Genomic DNA, 23,560 nt, shown 5'->3' on the forward strand with positions numbered 1-23,560 from the left:
TGCACGGCCCCGCGGCGCAAAGCATATACCGGCCGGCATCGCTGCCGGACCGCCGGAGATTTTCCGCATGCAGATGACCAAGGAACAGGTGCTGGACTGGCTTAAGGCTCTGGCCGCAGAATATAAGGCGCAGAAGGAATATCTGACCGGTCTCGACGCCGCCATAGGTGACGCGGATCACGGAATCAACATGGATCGCGGTTTTGGCAAGGTGCTTGAAAAACTGCCTTCCATGGAAGCAAAGGACATCGGCGCCATTTTGAAGGATACCGGAATGACGCTGCTTTCCAGTGTCGGCGGGGCCAGCGGGCCGCTGTACGGAACATTTTTTATGAAAGCGGGCATGGCGCTGGCCGGAGCGGAAACGCTGGACGAAGCGGCCATGCAGAAGCTGCTGGAAAGCGGTGTGGAGGGCATTGTATCGCGCGGGCGTCCCGTGGAAGGGGACAAAACCATGTACGATATCTGGAAGCCCGCGCTTGATGCGTACACACAGGCAGTGCAGGCAGGCGCCGCGCTTGATGCCGCACTTGATGCCGCGGTGGCGGCCGCGGAAAAAGGTCTGGAAGCCACCGTGCCCATGCAGGCCCGCAAGGGGCGCGCAAGCTATCTGGGCGAACGCAGCATCGGTCACAAAGATCCCGGCGGGGCTTCCTCGTGCATGATGCTCGGCGCGTTGCGTCAGAGTATCGGGGGATAGCCGCATGGTCGGCCTTGTAATTGTTTCTCACAGTGCCGTTCTGGCAGAAGGAGTGCGCGAGCTTGCCCTGCAGATGACGCAGGGCAGGGTGCGTATTGCTCTGGCAGGCGGTGTGGATGATGCAGAACACCCCATAGGCACCGATCCCACACGTGTGATGGCCGCACTGGAGGAAGTGCAGGACGGTGACGGCGTGCTGGTGCTGATGGATCTGGGCAGTGCGCTGATGAGTGCGGAAACGGCGCTTGACCTGCTGCCGCCTGAAGTGACGGCCAATGTGCGTCTTTCGGCGGCTCCGCTGATCGAAGGTTGTATTGCTGCCGCGGTGCAGGCCGCGGCGGGTGCCTCGCTGGACGATGTTCAGGCCGAAGCGGAGTCGGCCCTTGCGGCTAAATCGGCTCAGCTCGGTTCGGCGGTGCCTGACACGGCTGCGTCTTCGGCCGGAGCTGCCGGTGCAGTGCCCGATGCCGCTGCGGAGCATGTCCGGACGCTTGCTGTGACGGTGCCCAACAGACTGGGGCTGCATGCCCGTCCGGCATCCCGCATTGTGGGGGCGCTGGCAGGGTTGGACGCCGATGTGCGTCTGGCGCATGGAGGGCATGTGGTCAACGCCCGTTCACTCAACCAGATAGCCACGCTGGCGGTGCGCCTCGGCGATTCCATCGAGTTCCGCGCAGCCGGTGCCGACGCACAGCAGGCGCTTGATGCCCTGCAGGCACTGCATGCGGCAAACTTCGGCGATCTGCGTGAACCGGAAGAAGGGCAGGCGGACAGCCATGGTGCGGCACCGGTCCGGCCTGCAGGTGCCGTAGCCGCCTCGGCCGGGTATGCAGCGGGACCGGCTGTGCGCTTCAGAGCGGCATTGCCGGAAGTGGCGGAAATTCAGGTTGACGATCAGGCGGCCGAAAAGCGTGTTCTGCAGGATGCTCTGAAGCAGGCCGCGGACGAGATTGCGCTTGTGGAAAAGCAGACGGCCGGAAACGTGGGCGGCGCGGAAAGCGAAATTTTCGGCATGCACCGGATGATGCTGCAGGATCCTGAACTGAGGGATGCCGCGCTGCATGAACTGGAAGAGCGCCGGTGCAACGCGGCGGCGGCGTGGCGGCGTGTCATCGTTTCCACCGCGGAACGCTACCGCGGTCTGGATGACGATTTCATGCGCGCCCGTGCGGCTGACGTGCTGGATGTGGGAGCACGCGTGCTGCGTATCATTACCGGAGAGGCTCCGCAGGGGCCGGATATCGCCGAACCCAGTGTGCTGCTGGCAGCCGATCTGGGGCCTTCGGACATGGCGCGGCTTGATGTGACAAAAGTTCTGGGTATTGTTACCGAACAGGGCGGTGCCACATCGCATGCCGCCATTCTGGCGCGTTCCATGGGTATACCCGCCGTGGCGGGGGCCGCAGCGCAGATAGCGGGCGTGACCGACGGCACTCCTGTGGGGCTGGACGGCAATACCGGTGAGGTATGGGCTCCGGCCGACGAACACACTGTGCAAAGACTGCGCGGTCTGCGCCGTCAATGGGAAGAATCGCTGCGCAGTGAGCGTGAAAAGGCCGCCGCACCGGCTGTCACCCGTGACGGCAGGGCTGTGCGGGTTCATGCGAATATCGGTTCACCGGCGGATGCGCATGCCGCTGTGCGCAACGGGGCCGAAGGTGTGGGGCTGTTCCGCACGGAGTTCCTCTTTCTCGACAGGCCTTCCGCTCCTACAGAAGACGAACAGACGGCCGCGTATACTGAAGCTGCTCAGGCTCTTGACGGCCGGCCGGTTATTATCCGCACGCTGGATATCGGAGGCGACAAGCCTGTACCGTATCTGCAGCAGGGGCAGGCGGCCGAAGCCAATCCTTTTCTGGGAGTGCGCGGCATACGGTTCTGCCTTGTGCATGAAGACCTGTTCGTGACGCAGCTCAGGGCGCTTCTGCGCGCTGCGGCGGACCACCCCGTGCAGATCATGTTTCCCATGGTGGCTCATCCGGGCGAGCTGCGGGCGGCCAGAACGTTGTTGGAAAAAGCCCGCGCACAGCTGCTCGCCGAAGGGCGTCCGTGCGGACATGATGTGCCCGTGGGGATTATGATAGAAGTACCCGCCGCGGTGGCTCTGGCAGATCAGCTGGCTGCTGAAGCGGACTTTTTCAGCATCGGCACCAATGATCTGGCCCAGTATGTCATGGCGGCAGACAGAGGCAACAGCGCTGTGGCGGCTTTGTCCGATGCCCTGCATCCCGCTGTGTTGCGCCAGATTCAGCAGACAGTGGAGGCCGGTCACGCGGCCGGAATTCATGTGGGCATGTGCGGAGAGCTGGCAGGCACGCCGCTGGCCGTGCCCCTGCTGGCCGCCATGAATCTTGATTCGCTGAGCATGAGCGGTCCGGCCGTGCCCCGTGCCAAGGAAATCATCCGGAGCATTGATGCCGCTGCGTTGCAGCCGCTGGTGGAACAGGTGCTGGAACTGCCCGATGCTGCGGCGGTGCGTAATCTGCTGCAGCAGGCCGCGGGGGAATCTGCGGACCGTGCGTGAGAGTAAGGCCCGCGGTGCTGACGGCGCAAGGCGTGCCGCCGGCCGGCCGCAGGATAACGGCAGGCGCGGTGCGCGTGGCCCTTTCCGGTTGCGGTAAATGTAAGAATGTTTTCTGACCCGCTGATGCGGGGGTGAACTGTAAAAACGCAGTCTGTTCAGGACTGCGTTTTTCTGTGTGTTCAGACTATGGGGCTGATGCAGGCGCTGCGGAAGGATTGTCGGCGGTGATGGCGCAAGGCATAACGGCAGGCCGCAGGATACTTCCGGGATGGGTTTAAAAAACGGCCCCGTGCTTGCACGGGGCCGACTGCGTATTTCAGATGGTTTCTTCGGAATACAGAAAACAGCGCACACGGTGTCCGTTTTCCAGTGTGGTGAGAGCCGGAGTTTCAGCGGCACACCGCGGTGTGGCCTCCGGACACCGCGGGTGAAAATGACAGCCCGATGGCGGGTTGAGAGGAGTGGGCAGTTCTCCCTTCAGACCTTCGCGCTGCGGAACAACGTCCACCGCGGCCACGGGGGCCGCTTTGAGCAGGATACGTGTGTAGGGGTGGCAGGGGTTGGCATACAGCTCGTTTTTGTCGGCCAGCTCCACTATGCGTCCCAGATACATGACGGCCACCCTGTCACTTATGTGTCTGACAACGCTCAGATCATGCGAAACAAAAAGGTAGGTCAGGTTGAATTCATCCTGCAGGTCCATCAGCAGGTTGATCACCTGTGCCTGAATGGATACGTCAAGTGCGGAGACAGGCTCGTCACAGATAATAAGTTCCGGCTGCAGAGCCAGTGCCCGCGCCACACCTATGCGCTGGCGCTGGCCGCCGGAAAATTCATGCGGATAACGCCCTATGTGGCCCGGTCGCAGGCCCACTTTGTCCATAAGGTAGCGTACACGGTCCAGCCGCTCGGCCTTGCTGCCCATGCCGTGTATGACCAGCCCCTCACCGATTATCTGGCCCACTGTCTGCCGCGGGTTGAGCGAGGAGTAAGGGTCCTGAAAGATGATCTGCATGCGTGCCCGCAGCGGGATCATCTGTTTGCGGGTCTGACGCAGCACGTCGGTACCGTCAAACATGACGCTGCCGCCGGTGGGTTCTTCCAGCCGCAGTATGGCTCGTCCCAGTGTCGACTTGCCACAGCCTGATTCCCCTACAAGGCCCAGTGTTTCACCGCGCAGAATATCCAGATCAACTCCGTCCACGGCCTTCACATGACCGCCCGCGCGGCGCAGGCTGCCTTTCACTTCGTAATATTTCTTCAGGCCCTTCAGCTCTACCAGAGCGGCGGCTGCGTTGCCTGTATCGGCAGTACTGTTCGACATTATGACTCCTGATCATCAGCCGGCGCAATGCCGGCGGCACCGGTTATTCCTGACACAGCCAGCAGCGTACAAGATGCCCGTCGGCTGCCGGATCAAGCTGGGGTTCTTCCAGACGGCAGCGGTCGAAGGCGTGTCTGCACCGGTCATGAAAGCGGCACCCCTGCGGCAGGTTGAGCAGCGAAGGAACCATGCCCGGAATGGTTTCCAGACGTTCCTTGTCCGCATGTGCGCCCAGTCCGGGGATGGAGCGCATGAGGCCGCGCGTGTAGGGGTGAAGAGGGTTGTTGAACAGCTCGCGGACTTCGGCCTGCTCCACCACCCGTCCGGCGTACATGACCACAACTTTATGCGCTGTTTCCGCTATCACGCCAAGATCATGAGTGATAAGCTGAATGGCGGTGCCGGTTGTCTCGCGCAGGTTATCCATCAGCTCAAGTATCTGTGCCTGTATAGTCACATCCAGCGCGGTGGTGGGTTCGTCCGCGATGATCAGCTTGGGGTTGCATGCCAGCGCCATGGCTATCATCACGCGCTGGCGCATACCGCCGCTCATCTGGTGCGGGTAATCTTCCACCCTGGATTCAGGAGAGGGAATCCCCACTTTTTTCAGCAGTTCAACCGACCTGTCGCGGGCGGCTTTTTTGCTCAGGTCTTCGTGCAGGATGAGGGTTTCGGCAATCTGGTCACCCACACGGAACACGGGGTTGAGCGATGTCATCGGTTCCTGAAAGATCATGGATATCTTGTTGCCGCGGACATGGCGCATCTGTTTTTCGGACAGGCTCAGCAGGTCAGTACCGTCAAACATGATTTTGCCGGAGACTATTCTGCCCGGCGGTTCGGGAATGAGCCGCATGACTGAAAGCGCGGTGACGCTTTTGCCGCAGCCCGACTCGCCGACAACTCCCAGTGTTTCTCCGGGGGTGATGGAGTAGCTGACATCACCCACGGCTTTGGCAACGCCTCTGTCGGTATAAAAGTAAGTCGAAAGGCCTTCGACGGAAAGAAGCGGTTCAGACATTGTGCCCCCTAATCGCGCAGTCTCGGGTCGAGCGCATCACGCAGCCCGTCGCCCAGCAGGTTAAAGCCGAGAACGGCCAGCAGTATGGTGATGCCCGGAAAGGTGACCACCCACCATGCGCGCAGAATCAATGCGCGGCCGCCGGCCAGCATGGCCCCCCATTCCGGGGTCGGAGGCTGCGCGCCCAGCCCCAGAAAGCTGAGGGCTGCCGCCTCTAGAATGGCGGAAGCGAAGCCCAGCGTGGTCTGCACGATGAGCGGCGCCAGACAGTTGGGCAGAATGTGCTGAAAAATAAGACGGAAGTCGGAGGCTCCCAGCGCGCGGGCGGCCTGCACATAGTCTTTGGAATATTCTTCCAGCACACTGCCGCGTACGATGCGGGCATAGCGCGGAATGGATACGATACCGATGGCGATCATGGCGTTTTCCAGACTGGGGCCTAAAAAAGCCACAATGACGATAGCCAGCAGAATGCTGGGGAAAGCCAGCAGAATGTCCATGACGCGCATGATGATGACATCGACCCAGCCACGGTAAAAACCGGCCACTGCACCGGCAATGGTGCCGAAAAACAAAGAGATGGATACCGATACCACCCCGACAAGCATGGAAATGCGGGCGCCGTGTATGAGGCGCGAAAGAAGGTCGCGGCCGAAATCATCGGTTCCCAGAAAAAAGCTCATGCTGCCTCTGGCATCCCATACCGGCGGTTTGAGCTTGTTGTACAGTGACTGTTCCAGCGGGTCATGCGGCGCTATAAGCGGGCCGAACAAGGCCAGAAATACAAATATGCCCACAATGACGAGTCCGGCCATGGCTGTGCGGTTTTTGTGCAGCCTCAGCATGGCTTCGACCAGAGGGGTGTGTGATTTTTCCTCTTGGGCAGCGGTGGTGCCTGTAAGTACCTGAGACATGACTACACCTTGATCCTCGGGTTGATGACAGCATACAGCAGGTCCACAAGCACGTTGATGAGCACAAACAGCGTGGCGATAAGCATGGTGCCGCCCTGTACCGCGTTGAAATCACGCGCATACACGGCATTGAGCAGCCACGACCCTATGCCCGGCCATGCAAAGATGGTTTCTGTAAGTATGGCGCCGCCCAGCAGAATGCTGAACTGCAGCCCGATGATGGTGACAATGGGGATGAGCGCATTGCGCAGGGCGTGCTTGTAGTGCACGGCGCGCGGCGACAGCCCCTTGGCTTTGGCGGTGCGTATGTAATCCTGCCGCAGCACTTCGAGCATGCTTGACCGGGTCATGCGGGCGATGATGGCCATGGGAATGGTGCTCAGGGTGAAGGCCGGCATGATGATGTGGTGCAGAGCATCTTTGAAAGCCGCCCAGTTGCCCTGAATGATGGAATCGATAAGGTACAGATTGGTTACAGGCTCCAGCGTGATGTCATAGGAAAGCCTGCCCGACAGCGGCAGCCAGCCGAGATTGACTGAAAATATGATCATCAGCACCAGCCCCAGCCAGAAAATAGGCATGGAAACCCCGATGAGCGACAGCACCATGGAGCCGTAATCGAACAGCGAATACTGGCGCGTGGCGGAAACAATACCCGCCAGCATGCCCAGCGTAACGGCAAATACTATGGCCACCAGCGCCAGTTCCAGCGTGGCGGGAAAATGTGTGGCTATCTCGGTGGTTATTTTTTCGTTGGTTCGCAGTGCGCGGCCCAGATCGCCCTGTGCCAGTCTGGACATGAACAGTCCGTACTGAACATACAGGGGTTTATCCAGCCCCAGCTGCTGGCGCAGTTCCGTCAGGGCTTTTTCGTTGGCACGCTCCCCCAGCATCATTTCCGCAGGGTCTCCCGGCACAAGGTGGATCATGAAAAAGACCAGCACGGATATGCCGAGCACTGTGGGAATGACCTGAAGCAGTCTTTTTATCAGAAAATGTAGCAATACTCTTCCCGTTGAATACAACGGCAGGGGCGGTTGCGCGCCCCTGCCGGTAGATGGTTCACATGTCGTGGTCTGCCTGTGGGGCTACTTCAGCCATACCTTGTGCAGGTATACACTGGTTGTCGGGTGCAGTTTAAAGTCCTGCACGCGCTTGTGCTGGGGCTGTGCCACGATGGAATGCGCCATGTTGATCATGGGAGCTTCCTGATGGATAAGTTCCTGCGCCTTTTTGTAGATTTCAATGCGCTTGGCCTGATCCGTGGTGCGCTTTCCGTCCACCATCAGCTGGTGATATTCTTCGTTTTTCCACTGGGTGCGCACGTTGGGGTCGGCCATACCGTCCAGCAGGATGGCAAGGAAGTTGTCGGGGTCGCCGTTGTCACCGGTCCAGCCCAGCTGGAACAGGTCCATGCCCGGATCCTGCGAACGCTGCTTTTTGAGGTAGGTTCCCCATTCCATGGTCACCAGTTCCACGTTTATGCCCACGGCTTTCAGGTCGGCCTGAATGGCTTCACCCACTTTCATGCCGCTGGGATTGTAGGGACGTGCCACAGGCATGCACCACAGGGTTATCCTGTCCTGTCCGGCGGCTTTCAGTTTGCCTTCAAAATCGGCTTCCTTCAGCAGCTGGCGGGCTTTTTCGGGGTTGTATTCGTAGTCGGTGATGTCATTGTTGTAGCCCCACATGGTGGGAGGAATGGTGTTCACCGCGGGAACACCCATGCCGTAGTAGATGTTGTCCACTATGGCCTGCTTGTTGACTGCATGGGCGATGGCACGGCGGATGCGCGCATCCTGCCAGAGTTCCTTGGTGTGGTTGAATGACAGGTAGCCCACGTTCATGCCGGGCTGGGTGATCACTTCAAGGTTGCCGTTGCTTTTTGCCAGTTCCACGTCTTCGGGGTTGGGGTACTGGCAGATGTGCACATTGCCGGACATCAGTTCGAGAAAACGGACCGAGTTGTCGGGAATGACGCGGAAGAGGACTTTATCGAGGTAGGGGGCGCCGTCCCAGTAGCCGTCGTTGCGTTCAAGGGTGATGCGGTCGTTTTTCTGCCACGAGACAAACTTGAAAGGACCGGTGCCCACGGGGTTGGTTATGTAATCGGCACCATGCTTGAGAACGGCGGTGGGGCTGACTATGTCGGCAAAGTCCATGGCCATGTTGGCAAGAAAAGGAGCTTCCGGGCGCTTGAGTTTGTACACCACGGTGTAGTCGTCTTTTGCTTCAATGGATTCGATGATGTCGTCCATTTCCATGGAAAGCCAGTATTCCGCAGCGGGAGCCTGTTCGGGCCAGCCCCACTGTTTGCTGAAAAATTTGGCTTTGCTTTTGTCTTTCATCTGGCGTCCGTGTGAAAAGACAACGGCATCGGCATTGAAGGGGGTGCCGTCGTGGAAGCTGACACCTTCGCGCAGATGGAAGGTATAGGTCATGCCGTCTTCGGAAATATCCCACGATGTGGCCAGCGAGGGGGTAAGCGCAGTGGATTCGGGCATAAAGCCCACAAGTGCGTCGTAGATGTTGTCGCACACCATGAACGAGTTGCCGTCAGTCTCATATGCGGGGTCAAGACCGGGGCTGTCTGCACCGCGGGCAAAGACCAGCGTTCCGCCCTGTTTGGGCGCCGCCAGAACAGACTGGGGGGTGAGCGAATAGGCTGTCAGTGCAACCGCAGCCAGCGTGAACAGCAAGAGTTTTTTCAGCATGCAAGCCTCCCGGAAAGAAAGATGGTTGTGTTCTGCCGTATGGTTCCCCGCCGCCTGCCGGGCAGACGGCGGGGTGGCGTCATCCGGTCAATTATATCACAAAAATGTGACGAAGGAAAGCGCCGCTGTCTAACCCCTTAGCTGAACACTCAAACTGCGGCATGCTCCTCCATTTCGCGGGCGAGCTGCATCAGCGGGTCGTAGATGCTCTGCAGACTGGGAATGTGCAGACACTCATCGCGTGAATGCAGGGTGTTAAAGCCTTCGGCACCCCATACAACGCCCGTGAGGCCGTTTTCGCCCAGATACCGGGCATCACTTGCTCCGTGGGCCTTGCCCGCCGTTGCACCGGACAACGCCAGCAGTCTTTCTGTGTAGGGGCTGTCTGCAGCCAGAAAAACAGGCACGGTGCGCACAATGCTGACCGTTCCCGAGACTGTTTTACGTATTTTGTCAATCAGTGCTGCGGGATCGTCATGTTCCGTCACGCGGATGTTGAACCAGCCTTCCGCCACGTCGGGCACCTTGTTGGTGGATTCTCCGGCCCGTATTCTGCCCAGATTGACCGTGCGGTGCCAGTGGTCCTCATTTTCTTCGGCAAACAGCGTTTTCAGCCTCGTATAGTCCTCCATCAGCAGGTCAACGGCGTTCACTCCCATCCACGGGCGGGCGCCATGGGCCGCCTTTCCCGTGCAGGTCAGCTTTATGTCGATGATGCCTTTTTCCTTGGTGATGACCTGCTGCGGATTACCGCCGTCCAGCGCCACCACATAGTCGGCCCTGATGAGTGGCAGGGCTTTGGCGGCGCCGTTCATGCCGCCTATTTCTTCGTCGCCGGTGATAAGCAGCCCCAGCGCCATGTCCTTCTGGCTGCGTCCGGCGGCCTTCAGGGCGTTCAGCCGGTCTCTGAACATGACAAGTCCCAGCGCCACGGCATACTTGTCGTCATTGGCGCCGCGTCCGTACAATCTGTCATTTTCCACACGCGGAACAAACAGGTCGTCCTCCGCGTCCACCACATCTATGTGGGCCATCAGCAGCAGCCCCGCCCTGCCTTTTTCGGGCAGCACCATAACGGAGGGAATTCCGTCGTGGTCCATGCGTTCGGCATGAATGCCGTTCTGTGCGCACCAGTCCATGATGAAACCGGCACAGCGTGAGATTTGCTCCGGTCTGGAGTGCATGCTGGGAAAGCGGATGAGATCGCTTGTCAGTTCGACAATGTGTTGCATAGAAGACACTGCGGACTCCTTTTTTATATGATATATGTGACAGGTGACGGCTATCTTGCGCGCGCAGACGGTCTTTTGGCAAGTCCCGCGCGCACTGCGCCGTGTATGTTGCATGCAAGGCCGCGGTGTGGGGTGTGCCGGCTGTTTTTTTTACCGGCGTTCCCTTGCCATGTGCACAGGGTATGCTTAACAGCTGTGCATTGTCAGGGGCCGCACAGTGTACGGGGAGCTGCACCGTGCAGGCCGCTGCCGGAAGAGGCGGACGGGCATCCGCCTGCTTCAAGCGGGCCGGCGTTTCCGGCATGATTCAACATCAGCGCGGGTGATCCGCAGAGGTAATGATGACGCTTCCTATTCTTGCTATTGTGGCAGGTCTTGTGCTGCTTGTGTACAGCGCAGACCGTTTTGTGCTGGGGTCTTCCGCCACGGCACGGCATTTCGGCATGCCTCCGCTGCTTATCGGCATGGTCATTGTGGGCTTCGGCACTTCCGTGCCTGAAATGCTTGTTTCACTTATGGCCGCCATGAGCGGAACCCCCGGCATCGCGCTGGGCAACGCTTACGGCTCCAATATAACCAACATAGGTCTCATACTGGGCGCCACTGCCGTTCTGGGACCTGTGATGGTCAGCTCTCAGGTGCTCCGCAAGGAGCTGCCCATTCTTATCGGGGTGACACTGCTTACCGCCGCACTGTTGTGGGACGGCTCGCTGGACAGGACCAATGCTCTGGTGCTGCTCGCCGTGTTTTTTGTTCTTGTGGGCTGGTCTGTTTATCAGGGCATGCATTCCACGCGCGACGCATTCGGGCAGGAGATGGAACAGCAGGCCGGTACGCAGCCGCTGGCGCTCAAGGCCGCACTGGGCTGGACAGCCGCCGGACTGGTGTTGCTCATTATCAGCTCGCGCTTGCTTGTGTGGGGTGCCATGAAAGTAGCCGTGGCGCTGGGTATGAGCGATCTGGTCATAGGGCTGACCATTGTGGCTGTGGGCACTTCGCTGCCCGAGCTGGCTTCTTCGCTGGCTGCCGCCCGTCGCGGAGAGCACGACATAGCGCTGGGCAACGTTGTGGGCTCCAACCTGTTCAACACACTGGCTGTTGTGGGCATAGCCGGAGCGGTGCAGCCCATGCAGGTGGACCCGTCCGCCCTGGGACGCGATCTGCTGGTCATGGGCGGCTTTACCGTGGCGCTTTTTGTCATGGGATACCCCGTGCGCCGCGCGGGCCGCATCAACAGGCTGGAAGGGGGCGCACTGCTGTGCGCATATGCTGCGTACACTGTCTGGCTGGTGGGCGTGGCAGGGCAAAGCGCCTGACAGCCATACCGGATATACAAAAAAGGAAAGGAGCTCCGGCTCCTTTCTTTTTTTGTAATGTGTCCGACATGATGCGCTGTCCCCGTTGACAGTATTACTTGCGGGCAGTAGTGTGAGCGGGTGTTATGTAAAGCGATTGCGTAACACCATGCGGGCGCAGGTGTGATGCGCTTTATTTTCTGCCACCAGCTTGGGCAGCCACACGCACAACCGGAGGTAACGGGTATGGTACATTGGTTTTCACGGGTAAACGGCAAGGGTGTTCTGCGGCGCGCCATGGTGCGCGGTGCGGTTGCATGTTCGCTTGTAGCGGCCACATACGGCATGGCACTGGCACACTTCGGCATGGTTATTCCTTCCGCTTCTGTGGCGGTGGAAAAAGATCAGGCAGCTCTCAGCCTTCAGGTGTCTTTTTCTCACCCCATGGAACTGCAGGGCATGGATATGGCCGCCCCGCAGGAATTTGCCGTGATTGCCGACGGCCGTAAAACCGACCTGACCGGCGGGCTGGAAGCTGCCACCGTCATGGGGCACAAGGCGTGGAAAGCTGAGTACCAGATCAAACGTCCGGGCGTGGCCCAGTTTTATGTCATCCCCCGGCTGTACTGGGAACCGGCCGAAGATTGTTACATCCAGCATCTTACCAAAACCTATGTGGCCAGCTTCGGCGAAGAGGAAGGTTGGGACGTTCCTGCCGGTCTGCGCACTGAAATAGTGCCGCTGACAAGGCCCTTTGCAAACTACGCCGGTAATGTGTTTCAGGGCCGGGTACTGATGGAAGGCAAGCCTGTGGCCGGTGCTGTGGTGGAGGTGGAGTATTACAATAAAGAAGGCAGATATGCCGCTCCCAACGAATATTTTGTTACGCAGTCGGTACTGACCGACGCGGACGGCGTGTTCACATATGCCGTGCCGTGGGCTGGCTGGTGGGGATTTGCCGCACTGAATACTGCTCCTGAAAAAATTGACTACAACGGCGAGAAAAAAGACCTTGAACTCGGGGCCGTATTGTGGACAGAGTTTCTTGAACCGATGAAAAAATAACGCTATGCACCTGACGAGTGCGGCGGCCGCACCTCCGGCCGCCGCACTTTTTTTACCGGACTGCGCAGAGGCGGAATGTCCGGTGCTTCAGCAAAAGGACGAAAGGCATGCACATATCGGAAGGGGTACTTTCAGCACCGGTTTTGCTGTGCGGTGCCGCCGTGGCGGCGGCGGGCATCGCGGCGGGACTGCGCAGGATGGACTATGACCGCCTGATGACCGTGGCGCTGCTTTCGGCCGCTTTTTTTGTGGGATCCCTCATCCATATACCGGTGGGGCCGGCCAGCGCACATCTTATTCTTAACGGGCTGCTGGGCGCAGTGCTCGGTTGGGCGGCCTTTCCGGCCATATTCACCGCACTGCTGCTGCAGGCCGTGCTTTTTCAGTACGGCGGGCTGACCATTCTGGGCGTGAACACGGCAACCATGGCTTCTGCCGCGGTGCTGTGCTTCTATCTTTTTTCTCCGCTTATGCGCAGGCAGGGGCGCTGGCGGCTGCTGGGCGGTTTTTGCTGCGGGGCGTGCGGCGTGCTGTTTGCAGGGCTGTTCACAGCGGCAAGTCTTGCGTTTTCTGATGAAGGCTTCCGCCATGCTGCCGGCATGATTCTGGTGGCGCATATTCCCGTCATGGTGGTGGAAGGCATCATCACCGCTCTTACTGTTTCGTTTCTGGCCCGCGCGCGGCCTGAAGTGCTGCATATGAATGCCGGAAAACAGCGTTGAGTGCACGGATAGAAGGAGGTGCAGATGAAATTGCGGACTGAATTGCGGCCGGGCTGCATATGCGTTGTCATGTTGCTGATGCTTACGGCGCTGCCGGCACAGGCGCATCGGGTGAACGTATTTGCTTATGCCGAGGGCGACCGGATAACTGTGGAGGCCGGATACAGCAAATCGCGGCCGGTTATGGGCGGCACAGTGGTGGTGGCCGACAAAGCCGACGGGGACGAGTTTCTGCGCGGCGTGACGGATGATAATGGCATATTTGTCTTTACCGTGCCGGATGCTGCCAAAAAAGAGAAAGCCGATCTGCGCATTACTCTGCTTGCCGGAGAAGGGCATCAGGACTCATGGATAGTGCAGGCCGGGGAATACGCTGCGGAGGCAGCGCCGCGTGATGCCGCAGCTTCCGGAGTGACGTATTCCGGCCGGGGCGCGGCGGGCAGCCGGCAGGCCGGTGCTGCCGCCGGCGCGCAGGGCGGCCATGTGAGCGTTGATGAAGCGCTGCTGCGGCAGGTGGTGGAAGAAGTTGTGGAGCGCAAGATTGCTCCCGTGCGCACCATGCTGGTGGAGCAGCATGAATCAGGGCCGGGGTTTGCCGACATTCTGGGCGGTCTGGGATATTTTGCAGGGCTGTTCGGCATTGCCGCGTATCTTAAAAGCCGCAGGCGCTGACCGGACCATGTATGTTTGATGAACCTTTCAGCCGCGGCACCAGCCTGTTGCATCGTCTTGATCCCCGCATAAAGCTGACCGCGGCTTTTGTGCTGTCGTGCATTGTTGCCGTGGCCGCCCGCCGCGATGTGGCGCTGGCGGCGCTGTGCGCGGCGGCTTTTCTGGCCGTGTGGTCGCGCCCGCCCGTGCGGCCGTTGCTCGGCCGTCTTGCGGCGGTGAATGTCTTTGTGCTGTTTTTGTGGGTCGTGCTGCCCTTTACATACGGCGGTGTGCAGACGGATGAAGGCGTATTCGCGGTATCCCGCGCCGGGGTGGACATGGCGCTGCTTGTCACTCTGAAATCCAACGCCATCGTGTTGCTTTTCATTGCCTGTGTGGCCACATCGGACGCGGCGGCTGTGGGGCATGCGTTGTGCAGGCTGGGGGTGCCGCGCAAGCTGGTGTTTCTTTTTCTTTTCACGTACCGCTATGTGCATGTGCTGCTGCAGGAATATGAGCGCCTGCGCACGGCTGCCCGGCTGCGCGGTTTTGTGCCCGGTACCGGACTGCATACATACGGTACTCTGGCCAATATGCTGGGCATGGTCATCCTGCGCAGTCTCGACCGGTCGCAGCGGGTGTACGAAGCCATGATTCTGCGCGGGTTTGACGGTCGTTTTCATTCATTGTGCACTTTACGGTTGCACCGGCGTGATGTTGTTTTCGGCTGCGGTGCGGCTGTGGCGGCCTGTATGCTTGTTTATGCGGAATTTGCCGGAGGACTGCATGTCATCTGAAACTGCTTTGCTGCAACTGCGCGGGGTCCGTTACCGGTATCCGGGAGCGGAAAATGACGTGCTGGCCGGTATTGATTTTGCGCTGCACCGCCATGACCGCCTCGGGCTGTACGGCCCGAACGGTTCGGGTAAAACCACTTTTCTGCATACCATAATGGGGTTGGTGTGCCCCCGGCAGGGTGAAGTGCTGTTCGAAGGACGCAGCGTCCGGTCGGAAAAAGACTTCCGCGCGGTGCGCAGCCGGATAGGCCTGTTGCTGCAGAATGCGGACGATCAGCTTTTTTGCCCCACCGTGCTGGAAGATGTGGCATTCGGGCCGCTCAATCTGGGCATGGCTCCTGAACGGGCCGCGGAACATGCGCGGCAGACACTGGCCGCGCTGGGGCTGAAGGGCTTTGACAGCCGCCTGACACACAGACTGTCAGGTGGTGAGAAAAAGCTTGTTTCTCTGGCCGCGGTGCTGGCCATGCAGCCGGACGCACTGTTGCTTGATGAACCCACAAACGGTCTTGATCCGGCAACACGCCTGCATATTATTGATATTTTGAACAGTCTGGACGCCGCTCTTATCATCATATCTCACGACTGGGATTTTCTGCACCGTACGGTGTCACAGTATCTTACTCTGAAAGCCGGACACCTTGTGCATGATCCGGAAATGGTGCCCCACCATCACGCACACGCCCACCCGCACGGGGGCGAACCCCACGCACACAGCTGACAGCGGCAGCCGCTCCGGTTTCTGTTTCAGTCAATGGATTCCAGATGCTTCTGCAGATAGCGGGTGCGCAGAGCCTGTATGGTGCCGTCCTGCTGCATGTGGCGCAACGCGTTGTTGACAGCCGGCATGAGCCGCTGCTCCGGTCCTGAAAGCAGCAGAGCAAGCGGGGTAAGCGCAGAAAAACGGTAGACGATGACCACGGCATGTTCCTGCTTTTCCTGCCACAGCAGCCATTCAGCTTCGTTTTCTTCCATGATGACAGCATCCACTCTTCCCGCCAGCAGCATATGCAGCCCGCTCAGTCCGCTTGTCACATCCACCCTGCGTATGGTGCGCCGCTTAAAGGCTTCTTCGTACTCTGCGGGAAAAAAGTACCCCAGCCGTGCGGCCATGGTTCTGCCAGCCAGATCCTGCGGCGAACGGACAGGAACGGCGCTGCTTCTGCGCATCAGGATTATATTGCCCGATTGTCCGACGGGCAGGCTTTCTGCCATGGGCAATGTCAGATTGGGGTGCCATGAACGCGAAGAACACAGCACTGCATGAATTTTTCCCTTTGCAAGCGAGCTCTGCAGGCGCGGTTTTGTCATGGGCAGGGTGATGAGCCTTGTCTGTATGCGCCTGAACGCCTCGGTGAACACGGCGGTACAGTATCCGGTCGTGCGGGCTTCTTCCGTGCCCATGATCCATGGGGGAGTTATGATTGCTCCGGCCACAATTGACCGCGGAAGCGGTTTTTCTTCGGCTGCGCCGTTCAGGGGCGCGCAGGCAATAAAAAACAGCATGATGCAGAGCAGTACCGGCAGACGGACGGCATGAAACCGGAGGCAGGGACATGAAGCAGTCATGAGGGGTAAAAAAAGGGTGCGCATGGGCCGCTGAGAATACACATGTAAGCGGCAATTGCAACAGGCGTTGCGGCACTTTTACTTTTTGATGTATAACGTGCTGCCGTTATTCATTGTCTGCACAGGGCGTCTGCTCAAGCTGCGCGCACCGGCCGGCGCAGCCGCTCAGAAACCGCATGCGTCCGGCACGCGGGCAGAAAAGGCAGCGTTATGTGGCCGGAGGCCAGACCACGCGGTTGAAGCCATCGCAGCCGCGTTCCGCAGTGCGGTGGTAACGTACGGCCGGTTTGCCGAACAACATGACATAGCCTGACGTATGGGCTTCGGGTATGCCCAGCCCGCGGGCTATGCGGGGGGCTATTTCGCTCATGGCCCAGGTGGCGAAACCGCACCACAGTGTACCCAGTCCGCAGGCAGCGGCCATCAGTTCAAAATACGTCAGTGCAACATGAACATCGGCCTGTGCGGTGGTGTTTGTGCGCGGCGCCGTTACCCACAGCAGATGGGGGGCATTGCGGAAAATGATGTCGGTCCCCGTGTCCCAGCGGGCCAGCGCGGCCTGAAAGAATGCGGTCTGCGGATGGCTGCACCCGTCTGCGAGAGCTTCACGCACGGCTTCCACGGTGTCATGCCGCAGTCTGTTCATGGTCTGCGGGTCATCAACAACAGTGAACAGCAGCCCCCGCTGATTTTTGCCCGAAGGAGCATGCGCCGCGGCGTCAACGGTTCTGCGGATGAGTGCGCTGTCCACCGCTTCGGGCAGAAAGCGCCGGACAGAGCGTCTGCCTTTCATCAGAATTTCAAGCGCTTCGGGTTGGGGAAAGCGGTTTTTGAGCGGGGTGCAGGATTCGGGTGTTACACCGCGGAAAGAAAGAGCACCGCAGGGACAGACGGTAACGCAGTGCAGACAGCCGATACAGCGTTTTTCCCTCCGCGGGGCAACGGCGGGTATGCCGTTTTCCATGCGGATGATGCCTGTGGGACAGTCGCGCGCGCACTCTGCGCACCCGATGCAGCGTTCTGTGGCTATGGTAATGTCCGGCACGGCTATTCTTCGATGGCGCCTATGGACATTTCCACCACCAGCTGCCCCTGAGGCGTGGTGAAGGGGATGGCGAGAATGGGTTCTTTGTTGACGTGGCTCAGCGTGTGATTTTTTCCGATGATGACCGTGGGGGTGGAAGCCTGAAACTTCAGCCCTTCGTTGGCAAGGTGCGCGCGGGCCTGTCCTGCGATCATGTTGGTCAGTTCGCCTACGGCATCGGCTATGTCATCGTTGATGCGTGAATACTCTTCGCCCAGCATGTTGCTGACGATGTGCAGAATGCATTTTTCTTCAAGCGTGAGCGAAATGACACCGGTGGCCTGGCCGTTGATGCCGATAAGGCCGGTAACATCACCCACGGCTACTCTTTTAGTGTTGATATATGGCTTGCCCGGCGTAGCCTGCACCATGGCCATGGTGCCCAGCACGTCAATGACTGCGCTGAGAAACGGGTTTATGAAGCGGACATCATATTTACTGCTCATGGCGAGTGAATCCCAGAACTGGGGCGCCGTGTCAAGTCTGGCGCCCGTCCGCTCCGCATCATGTGGTGCTGCTGCAGCGGGTTGGGGCAGAGCGGAGCGGCAGTGCGGCCGCTCCGTTTCTGCCTGAATCTGTTACAGAATGGCTTTGAAGAGTTCCTCGATATGCGAGTCGAAGAGTCCGACGATTTCCACAAGGTCATCACCCTGCAGGGGAATGCGTTCCCATGCTCCTTCTTCCATGCCGGGCAGCAGGTACATGCCCCCGGAAGATATTTCCATGGCATTGGCCATATTGTCAGCCAGCTGCAGAATTGAAGCCGCAAGCTGGTCCTGCGCCTGCGAAGGGGCATGGTGAAAAGCCAGACAGTCCACCATGGATGCCGGAAACTTCCATTCGGTAAGCAGCTGTTTGGCCACCTGCGTGTGGTCAAAGCCCAGATGATCTTCTTCGCTTTCCACCACCGGCAGCTGATTTTCGCGGGCGTAGAGCAGCAGCTGAACCGAGGCGTAAGGCATTTTTTTAAAGATTATCAGCCTGCCCACATCATGCAGCAGACCGGCGGTGAAAAATTTGTCGGCCTTCATGCCTTCTATGCGCGAAGCGATGAGCTTGGCAAACACGCCGCAGCTTACAGAATGCTTCCAGAAGGCTTTCATGTCGATGAGTTCCTGCGGGATATCCTTGAACACATTGATGGCGGATATACCCAGCGCCAGCGTGGAAACTTCTTCCACTCCCACTATGGCTATGGCGTGGCTTACATCCTCGACGGTGTGTGCAAGACCGTAAAACGGGCTGTTCACCAGCTTGAGCAGCTTGGCTGTCAGGCCAAGATCGTTGCTGATTTCGCGGCTGATGTCGTCAGCCGAGCTGTTGGGCGAATCGAGCACTTTACGGATGCGGAAGTAGATGTCCGGAAACGAGGCAAGCTGCGTTTCGCTGGAGACAAGCTCTCCCACGGACACGTCGCCCGGTTCGAAGTTGTCACGCAGGTATTCCAGATTGCGCGCGGTGCGGGCGTCCTCGTCGGGCATTATCCACCCTGCAGAGAGCGCTTTTGCCGTGCGGAAAACTCCGATGCGGTACAGCTGAAGCATGGCTTCGTTGTCCGGATCGGCATATGTGAAGAAATTTCTAACATAGTCCTCGCTAAGGGCCATGTGGTCGTTTGATGCGTTTTGGCTCATGCCGTCCCTCCGTGGCGGGGAAAATTGTCACTAGGCGTAAGCGGGAACATGGCGGTTCCTGCTTTCCTGTCCCGTGCCGCAACAGGCGGCTTACTCTTCCTTTTTGTAGCAGATGGCACCGGGCTTGGGCACGGGCCTGAACGCCGTGGAAAGTTTGTGTATGCTTTCCGAGTGGCCGAGGAAAAGGTGACCGCCGGGCAGCAGGTTGTCGTAAAACGCGGTGATGGCCTTTTTCTTCATGGCATCATCAAAGTAGATGATGACATTGCGGCAGAAGACAATGTGCGAGCGGGGTACGCGGCGGGTGGACGCAGGGTCGCTCAGATTGACGGGGCCGAATTGTACCAGCTTTTGCACGCGGGGCTTCACCTGATAGCCTGCATCAACCTTGTCGAAGTATTTTGCTATGATGCCTTTAGGCGTGGTGCGCAGGGCATAGTCGGTATACACGCCGGCACGGGCCAGCCGCAGCATGGCGGGCGAAAGGTCATTGGCCGTTATGCGTATGTTCCATCCGATGATGGACATGCCCAGCGCCTCGTGCAGCATGATAGCAAGCGTGTAAGGCTCTTCGCCCGAAGAACAGCCGGCGGACCATATGAACAGTTCCTTGCGGCCCAGTGCTTCCTGCTTGGCCAGAGTCTCTTTCAGTATTTCGTTCTGAAAGATGCCCAGCTGGCGCGCATCGCGGTAAAAACTGGTTTCGTTGGTGGTCACCTTTTCACAGATGACCTCCATTTCCGCCGCTCTGTTCTTGTCCAGCTGCAGATAGTCGTAATATTCTTTGAATGTCTTCAGACCCAGCTCACTCAGGCGCGCGCCGAGTCTGTTTTCAAGCAGGTATTTGCGTTTGATGGAAATACTGATGCCGGTTTTGTTGTAAATGAAGTCGGCCAGTTTTTCGAATTCTTCGTCGGTTATCTTGGCAGTTTTGCGCAGGCCGAGCTGCCGTGTGGGCAGTCTGCCGGAGGTGATGCCGCTGGCAAGCCCCCCTGTGACGCCGGCGGGCGCAGCCGTTGCTCCGCCACCGGTGCGCGTACCGGAACCGAGCTTGCTGGAGGAGAAAAGAGACATTGATTACCACCCTTTTGATAATTGGGACTCTGATTGTCTATTCTTTATAGCAAACTATGCTTACTATGCAACCGCGTCAGCGAGTATTCAATTATAGTCCGCAAGTTGTCCGTCAAAGTATGTGCACTCCGCGCGGGCAGGCCACGGCATACTGTGGCCTGCGGCTGTATAGTCTGATATCCGTGTTGCATCGGCGGCTGTGCATGCAGAAAAAAACACCGCATGTGCACGCAGACAGGAGCAAGACATGGATAGCACAAAAAATGACAACCGGAGCAGAGAAGCGCTTTTTTCCATAGAAGGGGTGAACCGCGAGTGGGCAGCCGTGCTTGACCTCGGGGTGTGTTCTTCTCTGCCCCGCGGGTACGAACTGACCAGCATCGACCCGTCTGATTTTTATCTGCTCGTGAGCGGCTCGCTTAAACTCTCCTGCCTTGCCGAAGACGGGCACGAGCGGGTGGTGATGATAATCGGCGCGGGTACACTTTTCGGTGAAATAGCCCACCTGCATCTTTCGGCCCTGCATCAGCACAGTCTGCGTACGCTGGAACCCTGCGAAGTTGCCCGCTTTCCCATGAAGCTGCTTGAGGATGAAAACTTTTACCGCTCTCATCCGCATCTTATCCGCAGTCTTGTTCATTCGCTGGGCATCAAGGCGGGGGCTTTTTTCGCCCAGCTTTTTGATTCGGGGCTGGTGGAGGTGGACGGCAGGGTGTGCCGGTGGTTGTACCAGCAGTGGAAACAGCACGGCTGCCGCAGGGTCTGCAGTCCGGGGCTTTCTCAGGGCGATGCCGCGGCCATGCTGGGCATACACCGCAGTTCGCTGTGCAGAGTGATCAGAGAGTTGCGGCAGGCGGGTATCGTGGGTAAATTTTCACGCCGGACTCTTGAGATCAATGATCCGCAGGCCCTTGCCGGACGGGCTTGTTCCGGCAGGCACATGACCTGAGGCTGGTAAGCCTGCATCCGTATATGTGTTTTGCTCCGCCGCCTCGGGGCAGCATTTTGGCAGGCCCTGCGTTTTTTCCCGCCTGCTTCTTACAGTGACATAACGCTGCGCACAGAATTGCGCAGCGTTTTTTGTTTGTGTCAGTCTTTTGCGCGTTCTGCAAAATTTTCTGCGTATTGTCTCTTGTGAGACAGAACTGCGTCCTCTGTTCGTGGTTATGTGAAAAACATCACATAGCGCGAAAGCGTCGTACGCGTACCCCTGACAGGCCGCGCGCGGCCATCTGGCCGGCACAGGGAACACGCTGCGGTGAGCTTTTTCACAATCAAGCAAGCAGAGGGTTTTTCATGACTTTTGACCGCAGTAAAATCAAAAACGTAGTCATGATCATGCTGGATACCCTGCAGTTCAACTATCTGGGCTGCTACGGCAACAAGCAGGTCAAGACTCCGAACCTGGACAGGTTCGCCCGTCAGTCCGTTCTTTTTGAAAATGCCTACAGCGAAGGGCTGCCTACCATTCCGGTGCGCCGTGCGCTGATGACCGGCCGCTTCACCCTGCCTTACGGCGGGTGGAAGCCCCTTTCCGGCGACGACACCACCATCACCGACATCCTCTGGGGGCGCAATGTGCAGACCGCGCTCATTTATGACACCGCTCCCATGCGCCTTGCCAAGTTCGGCTATTCCAGAGGTTTTGACTATGTGGATTTCTGCCCCGGGCAGGAACTCGATCATACCACCTTTGCCGACATGCCGCTGGATCCGGCTCTCAAGCCGGAAGATTTCACGTCGCCTTCCATGGTCTGGGACAAGGACGGCAACCTGATTGATGATGACAGCAAGCAATTGTTGGACGAGATAGGTTGTTTTCTGCGTCAGATGCAGCACCGCCGCAGTGACGCCGACAGTTATGTGGCCAAGGTGATGAACCGGACGGAATACTGGCTGCGCGAACGGCGCGACAAAAGCCGTCCGTTCTTCCTGTGGGTGGATTCCTTTGATCCGCACGAGCCCTGGGATCCGCCGTCAGTATGGGAAGGCACTCCCTGCCCGTACGACCCCGACTACGAAGGAAACCCCATTCTGCTGGCTCCGTGGACACCGGTGGAAGGACGCATTTCCGAACGCGAATGCGAACATGTGCGCGCCCTGTACATGGAAAAAATCACCATGGTGGATAAATGGGTGGGACGCATTCTTGATTCGCTGCGCGAACAGGGACTGATGGACGAGACCATGGTTGTGGTCATGTCCGACCACGGGCAGCCCATGGGCAACGGTGAACACGGGCACGGCATCATGCGCAAGTCGCGCCCGTGGCCCTATGAAGAACTGGTGCACGTACCTCTGCTTATGCACATTCCCGGTGTGCAGGGCGGGCAGCGCATATCGTCTTTTGTCCAGAATGTGGATGTGACCGCCACCATCATGGATGTGATGAATCTGGCCGACACCGAAGACGGTGTGTCCGATCATGGCATGAACACATTCGGCGCCGAGAGCATGCAGGGCGAAAGCCTGCTGCCTCTCATGCGGGGCGAGGCCGATTCTGTGCGCGAGTATGCCATTGCAGGATATTACGGCATGTCGTGGTCCATCATCACCGAAGACTACAGCTATGTGCACTGGCTTGTCAGCGAAGACGAAAAGAACCGCGCCGACTGCGTGGAAGGCGCCGACAAGGAAATGTCCGAGGAGATGTGGACCTGCACCGCAGGAGCCAAGGTTCAGATGCCCGAACATAACGAACTGTATGACAGGCGTACCGACCCCTTCCAGCTGAACAACATTGCCGCGCAGAAGCCCGAAGTGGCCGAAGAACTGCTGCAGAAGCTCAAGCTGGTCATTGGCGGGCTGCGCACGACCTAACTCCGCAAAATACCCTCGCCGCCGGCATGGTCTGCCGGCGGCGGATGATATCATATCAGAGGTGATTCATGTTTACTCAGCTTACCGACGCAGACTTTGAACAGGTACTGGCCGCCACAGCCTCCGGCGTGGTCATCTTTTTCAAAAAGCAGTGCCCGCACTGCAAGAACATGGAAAAAGTGCTCGAAAAGTTTGCCGCCAAAAATCCCGATGTGGCCCTGTTCAGCATGGACAGCGAGGAAAATCCCGCCACTGTGGAAAGGCTGGAGGCGGAACGGGCGCCCACCATTATTGTCATCAAGAACGGCGCCGTGGCCGCGCGCAAGGCCGGACTGATGAATCCCAAGGAAATGAAGGCGTTTTTCGCCGCGGCGTAGCCGTATTTGCATATGCAACCGCCCGCATTGTCCGGGGAGGGCA

22 protein-coding genes are annotated in these 23,560 nt (G+C 58.7%); 11 read left to right on the forward strand and 11 right to left on the reverse strand.

Going from position 1 to position 23,560, the window contains the following annotated elements:
- Positions 1 to 67: 67 nt before the first annotated feature.
- The gene (dhaL, locus tag H586_RS0109640) at positions 68 to 700 is read left to right on the forward strand and encodes a dihydroxyacetone kinase subunit DhaL (RefSeq protein ID WP_011367199.1); all 633 of its coding nucleotides are present in this window, start codon (positions 68 to 70) and stop codon (positions 698 to 700) included.
- A gap of 4 nt (positions 701 to 704) precedes the next feature.
- Positions 705 to 3,224, forward strand: coding sequence for a phosphoenolpyruvate--protein phosphotransferase (gene ptsP / locus H586_RS0109645; RefSeq protein WP_027181919.1), 2,520 nt, complete (start codon positions 705 to 707; stop codon positions 3,222 to 3,224).
- 316 nt (positions 3,225 to 3,540) lie between these two features.
- Here the strand turns inward: ptsP and H586_RS0109650 are convergent, their stop codons facing one another.
- From H586_RS0109650 to H586_RS0109675, 6 genes are all read right to left on the reverse strand, one after another.
- Complete coding sequence (locus H586_RS0109650) at positions 3,541 to 4,548, reverse strand: ABC transporter ATP-binding protein (RefSeq protein ID WP_011367201.1); 1,008 nt, start codon at positions 4,546 to 4,548, stop codon at positions 3,541 to 3,543.
- Between the two features lie 43 nt (positions 4,549 to 4,591).
- On the reverse strand, positions 4,592 to 5,569 hold the full coding sequence (locus H586_RS0109655; protein WP_027181920.1) for an ABC transporter ATP-binding protein: 978 nt from the start codon (positions 5,567 to 5,569) through the stop codon (positions 4,592 to 4,594).
- Positions 5,570 to 5,577: 8 nt separating this feature from the next.
- A complete protein-coding gene (gene nikC / locus H586_RS0109660; RefSeq protein WP_011367203.1) occupies positions 5,578 to 6,483 on the reverse strand; it encodes a nickel transporter permease in 906 nt (301 codons plus the stop codon).
- Between the two features lie 2 nt (positions 6,484 to 6,485).
- Entirely contained in the window at positions 6,486 to 7,487 is a 1,002-nt protein-coding gene (locus tag H586_RS0109665) for an ABC transporter permease (RefSeq protein ID WP_011367204.1), read from the reverse strand.
- Positions 7,488 to 7,571: 84 nt separating this feature from the next.
- A complete protein-coding gene (locus tag H586_RS0109670; RefSeq protein WP_027181921.1) occupies positions 7,572 to 9,197 on the reverse strand; it encodes an ABC transporter substrate-binding protein in 1,626 nt (541 codons plus the stop codon).
- 149 nt (positions 9,198 to 9,346) lie between these two features.
- Positions 9,347 to 10,429, reverse strand: coding sequence for a M20 family metallopeptidase (locus H586_RS0109675; protein WP_234702952.1), 1,083 nt, complete (start codon positions 10,427 to 10,429; stop codon positions 9,347 to 9,349).
- A 338-nt stretch (positions 10,430 to 10,767) separates the two neighbouring features.
- Here H586_RS0109675 and H586_RS0109685 point away from each other — a divergent pair, with 338 nt between their 5' ends.
- The 6 genes from H586_RS0109685 (at position 10,768) to H586_RS18845 (ending at position 15,680) form a co-directional block, all read left to right on the forward strand.
- Positions 10,768 to 11,745: a calcium/sodium antiporter gene (locus H586_RS0109685; protein ID WP_338046808.1), complete on the forward strand. Its 978-nt coding sequence runs from the start codon at positions 10,768 to 10,770 to the stop codon at positions 11,743 to 11,745.
- A 225-nt stretch (positions 11,746 to 11,970) separates the two neighbouring features.
- Entirely contained in the window at positions 11,971 to 12,789 is an 819-nt protein-coding gene (locus H586_RS0109690; RefSeq protein WP_420538524.1) for a DUF4198 domain-containing protein, read from the forward strand.
- Positions 12,790 to 12,896: 107 nt separating this feature from the next.
- Positions 12,897 to 13,511: a cobalt transporter CbiM gene (gene cbiM, locus H586_RS0109695; protein ID WP_011367209.1), complete on the forward strand. Its 615-nt coding sequence runs from the start codon at positions 12,897 to 12,899 to the stop codon at positions 13,509 to 13,511.
- Between the two features lie 24 nt (positions 13,512 to 13,535).
- Positions 13,536 to 14,183, forward strand: a complete 648-nt coding sequence (locus H586_RS0109700; RefSeq protein ID WP_027181926.1) for a hypothetical protein — start codon at positions 13,536 to 13,538, stop codon at positions 14,181 to 14,183.
- 11 nt (positions 14,184 to 14,194) lie between these two features.
- The gene (gene cbiQ / locus H586_RS0109705; RefSeq protein ID WP_027181927.1) at positions 14,195 to 14,959 is read left to right on the forward strand and encodes a cobalt ECF transporter T component CbiQ; all 765 of its coding nucleotides are present in this window, start codon (positions 14,195 to 14,197) and stop codon (positions 14,957 to 14,959) included.
- On the forward strand, positions 14,949 to 15,680 hold the full coding sequence (locus H586_RS18845) for an energy-coupling factor ABC transporter ATP-binding protein (RefSeq protein WP_051363966.1): 732 nt from the start codon (positions 14,949 to 14,951) through the stop codon (positions 15,678 to 15,680). The genes cbiQ and H586_RS18845 overlap by 11 nt, the downstream gene beginning before the upstream one ends.
- Positions 15,681 to 15,706: 26 nt before the next feature.
- Here the strand turns inward: H586_RS18845 and H586_RS0109715 are convergent, their stop codons facing one another.
- The 5 genes from H586_RS0109715 to H586_RS0109735 form a co-directional block, all read right to left on the reverse strand.
- Positions 15,707 to 16,465 carry a substrate-binding periplasmic protein gene (locus H586_RS0109715; RefSeq protein WP_162147965.1) on the reverse strand — a complete coding sequence of 253 codons (759 nt, stop codon included), beginning with the start codon at positions 16,463 to 16,465 and terminating at the stop codon, positions 15,707 to 15,709.
- Positions 16,466 to 16,736: 271 nt separating this feature from the next.
- Positions 16,737 to 17,573, reverse strand: coding sequence for a nitroreductase family protein (locus H586_RS0109720; RefSeq protein ID WP_011367214.1), 837 nt, complete (start codon positions 17,571 to 17,573; stop codon positions 16,737 to 16,739).
- Positions 17,574 to 17,575: 2 nt separating this feature from the next.
- Positions 17,576 to 18,058, reverse strand: a complete 483-nt coding sequence (locus H586_RS0109725; RefSeq protein ID WP_011367215.1) for a chemotaxis protein CheX — start codon at positions 18,056 to 18,058, stop codon at positions 17,576 to 17,578.
- Between the two features lie 132 nt (positions 18,059 to 18,190).
- On the reverse strand, positions 18,191 to 19,246 hold the full coding sequence (locus tag H586_RS0109730; protein ID WP_011367216.1) for an HDOD domain-containing protein: 1,056 nt from the start codon (positions 19,244 to 19,246) through the stop codon (positions 18,191 to 18,193).
- Between the two features lie 90 nt (positions 19,247 to 19,336).
- A complete protein-coding gene (locus tag H586_RS0109735; RefSeq protein ID WP_155891374.1) occupies positions 19,337 to 20,320 on the reverse strand; it encodes a CheR family methyltransferase in 984 nt (327 codons plus the stop codon).
- 247 nt (positions 20,321 to 20,567) lie between these two features.
- Between H586_RS0109735 and H586_RS0109740 the strand changes: the two genes are divergently transcribed.
- From H586_RS0109740 to H586_RS0109750, 3 genes are all read left to right on the forward strand, one after another.
- Positions 20,568 to 21,269, forward strand: a complete 702-nt coding sequence (locus H586_RS0109740; RefSeq protein ID WP_011367218.1) for a Crp/Fnr family transcriptional regulator — start codon at positions 20,568 to 20,570, stop codon at positions 21,267 to 21,269.
- Between the two features lie 347 nt (positions 21,270 to 21,616).
- Entirely contained in the window at positions 21,617 to 23,140 is a 1,524-nt protein-coding gene (locus tag H586_RS0109745) for a sulfatase family protein (protein ID WP_011367219.1), read from the forward strand.
- Positions 23,141 to 23,208: 68 nt separating this feature from the next.
- Entirely contained in the window at positions 23,209 to 23,517 is a 309-nt protein-coding gene (locus tag H586_RS0109750; protein ID WP_011367220.1) for a thioredoxin family protein, read from the forward strand.
- Positions 23,518 to 23,560 lie beyond the last annotated feature (43 nt).

It is taken from the genome of Oleidesulfovibrio alaskensis DSM 16109 (assembly GCF_000482745.1).
GTDB lineage: Bacteria > Desulfobacterota > Desulfovibrionia > Desulfovibrionales > Desulfovibrionaceae > Oleidesulfovibrio > Oleidesulfovibrio alaskensis.